Source organism: Phytobacter sp. V69, assembly GCF_965644215.1.
Taxonomy (GTDB): Bacteria; Pseudomonadota; Gammaproteobacteria; order Enterobacterales; family Enterobacteriaceae; genus Phytobacter.
Genome location: NZ_CBFFRL010000301.1, coordinates 1 through 3,933, shown reverse-complemented (window position 1 = coordinate 3,933; position 3,933 = coordinate 1). Strand labels below are relative to the sequence as shown.

The 3,933-nt window shown below is 52.6% G+C and carries 2 protein-coding genes; one reads left to right on the top strand and one right to left on the bottom strand.

Annotated elements, in window-relative coordinates; genetic code table 11:
• The first annotated feature begins 254 nt into the window (after positions 1-254).
• Positions 255-2,546, top strand: a complete 2,292-nt coding sequence (gene opgB, locus ACSZPU_RS24050; RefSeq protein WP_499004054.1) for a phosphatidylglycerol--membrane-oligosaccharide glycerophosphotransferase — start codon at positions 255-257, stop codon at positions 2,544-2,546.
• A gap of 166 nt (positions 2,547-2,712) precedes the next feature.
• Here the strand turns inward: opgB and ACSZPU_RS24045 are convergent, their stop codons facing one another.
• Positions 2,713-3,687, bottom strand: coding sequence for a zinc-binding alcohol dehydrogenase family protein (locus tag ACSZPU_RS24045; protein WP_499004052.1), 975 nt, complete (start codon positions 3,685-3,687; stop codon positions 2,713-2,715).
• Positions 3,688-3,933: the final 246 nt, after the last annotated feature.

Sequence of the window (3,933 nt, the reverse complement as noted above, 5' to 3'; positions counted from 1 at the left end):
AGGTTCCAGTAAACTCCATACATTGTCAGAAATATCGTGGCGCCGATAGGCTGGAATAGTCATGATAATAGGGCCTTATGATTAGAAGGCCCTATTATCAATGATTTTTATCCTCGTGACGACACTATCTAAACCAATTCCGAATAAATCTGTATAAAGATGACACTACAATTGCAGCTACGTGACATCGCAATTAAATTGTATCCCCAAAGGATTAATGCCAGCGGCATGCTGGTATCGCAGAGGAATGACGGTTGTCCGAGTTACTTTCTATTGTTTTATTTCTGGCGTCCGTGGCGATTTACGCCTCGAAAGGGGGCCGCAATACCTGGTGGTTCACTGCAATATTGCTGGTGCTGGGTTTCTTTGTCTTGTTAAACATCACCCTCTACGCCAGTAACTATTTCACCGGCGATGGGATCAATGATGCAGTTATCTATACGCTGACCAATAGCCTCACGGGCGCGGGTGTGCGCAAATATTTGCTGCCCGGCGTGGGACTGATTCTGGCGCTGGCCGCGGTATTTGGCGCCCTGGGCTGGGTGCTGCGCCGTCGTCGCCATCGCCCCTATCACTTCGGTTACAGCCTGCTGGCACTGCTGTTGGCGCTCGGTTCCGTGGACGCCAGCCCGGCATTTCGCCAGGTGGCGGAGTTAGTCAAATCCCAGTCGCGTGAAGGCGATCCTGATTTCGCCGAATACTACCGTGAGCCGGCGAAAAAGATCCCCAATCCGAAGCTCAACCTGGTCTATATCTACGGCGAGAGCCTCGAGCGCACCTATTTCGATGACGACGCCTTCCCCGGCCTGACCCCTGAGCTGGGCGCATTAAAAGATGAAGGTCTGGATTTCTCGCAAACGGAACAGCTACCCGGTACGGATTACACCATTGCCGGGATGGTCGCGTCCCAGTGTGGGATCCCGCTGTTCGCACCGTTTGAAGGCAACGCCTCGGCGTCGGTTTCCAGTTTCTTTCCGCAAAACCTCTGCCTTGGCGACATCCTGAAAAATTCCGGTTACCAGAACTACTTTGTCCAGGGCGCGAACCTGCGTTTTGCCGGGAAAGATGTGTTTCTGAAATCACACGGTTTTGACCATTTATACGGCGCAGAAGAGTTAAAAGGCGAAGTCAACGATCCGAAATACCGCAATGACTGGGGTTTCTACGACGATACCGTGCTGGATGAAGTGTGGAAAAAGTACGAAATGCTTTCGCGTTCCGGGCAACGCTTCTCGCTGTTCGCATTGACCGTCGACACCCACCACCCGGACGGTTTTATTTCCCGCACCTGCGGACGTAAAAGCTACAGCTACGATGGCAAACCCAACCAGTCGTTCAGCGCCGTGACCTGTAGCCAACAGCACATCGCCGCGCTGATTAACAAAATTAAGGCTTCGCCGTGGTTTAAAGACACGGTGATCGTGGTCTCCTCCGATCACCTGGCCATGAACAATACGGCGTGGAAATACCTGAACAAAGAGGATCGTAAGAATCTGTTCTTCGTACTGCGCGGTGATGACCCTCAGCAGAACACCCTGGCGGTCAAACGCAACAGCATGGATAACGGCGCAACGGTACTCGACATCCTCGGCGGCGATAACTTCCTCGGTCTGGGGCGCAGCAGCCTGTCCGGGCAGTCACTCTCCGGCGAATTCCTGAATATGAAAGAGAAAGTCGTCGCCTGGAAGTCGGACATTATTCGTCTGTGGAATTTCCCGAAACAGATGAAGGACTTCACCATCGATCGCGACAAAAAGATGATCGCCTTCTCCGGCAGAAATTTCCGCCTGCCGCTGCTGGTGCGCGTGTCGTCTAAACGCGTCGAACCGATCCCGGAAAGTGAATACTCCTCGCCTCTGCGCTTCCAACTGGCCGATTTCGCCCCGCGCGATAACTTCGTCTGGGTCGATCAGTGCTACAAAATGGCTCGCCTGTGGGCACCGGAACTGGTGCTTTCCACCGACTGGTGCGTATCGCAAGGGCAGCTTGGCGGTGAGCAGAAGGTTCAGACGGTCGATAAGGATCAGTGGAAAGGCAAAACCGTCTTCAAAGATACCGTTATCAGCACCGACCGTTACAAACAGAACGTAGATATGCTGAAAATCGTGGATGACGACATTCGCTACAAGGCCGACAGCTTCGTCTTTAACGTCGCCGGCGCGCCGGAGGAAGTGAAAAAATTCAGCGGTATTTCTCGCCCGGAAAGCTGGGGACGCTGGTCCAATGCGCAACTCGGCAACGAAGTCGAAATCGAGTTTAACGATCCGTTGCCGGAATCCTTTGACCTGGTGATCACCGCAAAAGCCTTTGGCGCCAATGCCAACCGCCCTATTCCGGTACGGGTTGGCGATGATGAGCAAACGCTAATGCTGGGCAACGACGTCTCCACCACGACATTGCGTTTCAACAACCCGACACGCAGCAACACGCTGGTTATCGTGCCACCGGACCCCGAGGCCACCAATGAGGGGAACATTCTTGGTCACTCCCCGCGCAAGCTTGGTATCGGGATGGTGGAAATCAAAGTGGTTGAAACGGCGGGATAAAAAAATGCGCCCGAAATGACCTGGGCGCTGAATAGCAATCGTTATTGCCGCCTGTCTTTGTAAATATCCTTAGCGGACCCTCTGTCTCACCCCACAACCTTTGAGTGCCGGATGGCACTCAGAAATGAATGACCCCTTTGATCAATTCACGGTTGTTGATCACCTGCTATTCGTAGATTTCCGCCAGCGCGTGGAAGTCATAGCGATGTGTCAGCATCATTTGCGCCGTTACCTTCCCTTCCGCCATCAAACGCCCGACTTTGGCAAAGTCCTCTTCCGTCGCGTTACGGCTGCCCATCATGGTGGTCTCTTTCTTGTGGAATTCCGGGTCAGAGAACTGCAAATCCCCTTTAAACAGCCCAACAAACGTGATGCTGCCACCGTGGCGAATCAGGTTCACCGTGTTGTTCATCGCATGCTGATTACCCGTAGCATCAATGACCTTCTGCGCCAGTGAGCCGCCAAACGCGGCGCGCAGACTGGCGCCAAAATCCGCCGACGAAGGATCGAGGGTCACAAGGCCCAGATGTTTTTCGACATGCGCACGACGTGCCGCACTGGTATCGGCCACCACGACCTGCGCCCCGTCCGCTTTAGCAATAGCCGCCGCCCCCAGACCGATAGGCCCGGCCCCCACCACAAGCACCTGTTCGTCCGGTTGGATCGCCGCCCGACGCACCGCATGGGCGCTGATCGCATAGGGTTCAATCAGCGCAGCGGCTTCCGGATCGATGCCCTCTGCCACCAGCAAATTTGCCACAGGCACGCTCAGAAATTCACTGAAACCACCGTCCTGATGCACACCGATAACCGAGATGTTCTCACAGCAGTTTGTACGGCCACTTTTGCAGGCCGGACATTTGCGGCAGGCAACGTAAGGAATAACCGAAACCTGCTGACCATTATTTAGATTATGAATATTTTTCCCTAGCCCAACAACTTCGCCACATATTTCATGACCCAGCACACGGGGATAACTAAAAAAGGGCTGATTACCCGCCCAGGCATGAATATCCGTGCCGCATATCCCCACAGTTTTAATTTTTATTAACGCTTCATTATCGCCAGGTATTGGCACTTCACGTTTTTTCCAGGTCATTACTTTCGGTTCCTGGCATACCAGGGTATTCATTATGGTCATTATCAATTCTCCCGTGTTTCTTGTTGCACCAGATATCGGGGAAAAAGAGAAGCAAAACGAAACCGTCGCGCTAAATTGTGAAATTCAGCCCATAAAAATGTTTTAAATAGGTTTTTAATAAAAAAAACAGGAGAAGCCGATTAGCCGTTCGCAAAATTTACGCCATAACGTGATTCGCGAATTCAGATAATAAGTGCAACGCTCGGACATGATTGTGGAGAGTGTAGGAGGAAGGGTTAACTACCG

Coding starts and splice junctions, on each gene's coding strand:
- ACSZPU_RS24045 (WP_499004052.1), bottom strand. CDS start 3,687: ATGACCATAATGAATACCCTGGTATGCCAGGAACCGAAAGTAATGACC.